The sequence below is a fragment of the Streptomyces sp. NPDC047022 genome, assembly GCF_040644155.1.
Lineage (GTDB): Bacteria > Actinomycetota > Actinomycetes > Streptomycetales > Streptomycetaceae > Streptomyces.
Window position 1 is genome coordinate 1 of sequence record NZ_JBEYVV010000115.1, and the last position, 1,050, is coordinate 1,050.

Sequence of the window (1,050 nt, forward strand, 5' to 3'; positions counted from 1 at the left end):
CGCACATTCGAGATCGGCCGGCCGATCGGCACCACACCCGCCACATCATCCCCGACGAACCACGCCGTGGAATACACCGTCGCCTCGGTCGGACCATAAATGTTCGCCACCCGCACCCCGGGCAACACCCCACGGATCGCCGCAACCGCATCCGCAGTCAACGCCTCACCCGCCAGCACCACCGTCCGCGGCGCCACCGACAACCCCTCACCCCCCAGAACCTGCGCAAACGCCGACGGCACACCACTGACCAGACTCACACCCCACTCACCACGCCCACCATCCGCCAACGCCAACAGATCCGCCACCACCTCCACCGAACCACCCGACACCAACGGACCGAACAACTCGAACACCGACACATCGAAGTTGAACGACGTCGACACCAACACCCGCTCGAAATCATCCCCACCGAACACACCCACCGCCCACGACAACAACGCCGCCACTGAACGATGCTCGACCACCACACCCTTCGGAACACCCGTAGAACCCGAGGTATAGATCACATACGCCGGATGCACAGGCGACAACACCCGCTCACCCACACCCCACACCCCACCGTCCAACCCCGCCAACAACGCCACCACCGACGGATCATCCAGCACCAACGACCGCACCGAACCCCCGACCAGCGACACCGTGGCACCCGACACCAACGCCACCACCGGCCGCGCATCCCCCACCATGAACCCGATCCGCTCCACCGGATACCCCGGATCCACCGGCAGATACGCACCCCCCGCCTTCCACACCGCCAACAACGCCACCACCGCATCCACCCCACGCGGCACACACACCGCCACCACCGACTCCCCACCCACACCCTGCGCCACCAGCCACCGCGCCAACCGATTCGCCCGCACCTCCAACTCCGCATACGACACCGACACCCCACCAGCAACAACCGCCACCTCACCCGGCGACCGCACCACCTGCGCCTCGAACAACTCGGCAACCGTCACCTCAGCCACCGACACACCCGTGTCATTCCAACCCTCAAGGAGCCGCCCACGCTCCACCCCATCCAACACATCCACCGCACTCAGC

At 66.0% G+C, this 1,050-nt stretch carries 1 protein-coding gene; it reads right to left on the reverse strand.

Annotated elements, in window-relative coordinates; genetic code table 11:
* Positions 1-974: AMP-binding protein (locus ABZ845_RS32000; protein WP_360987090.1), on the reverse strand; the 974-nt coding region annotated here is incomplete at its 3' end.
* Positions 975-1,050 lie beyond the last annotated feature (76 nt).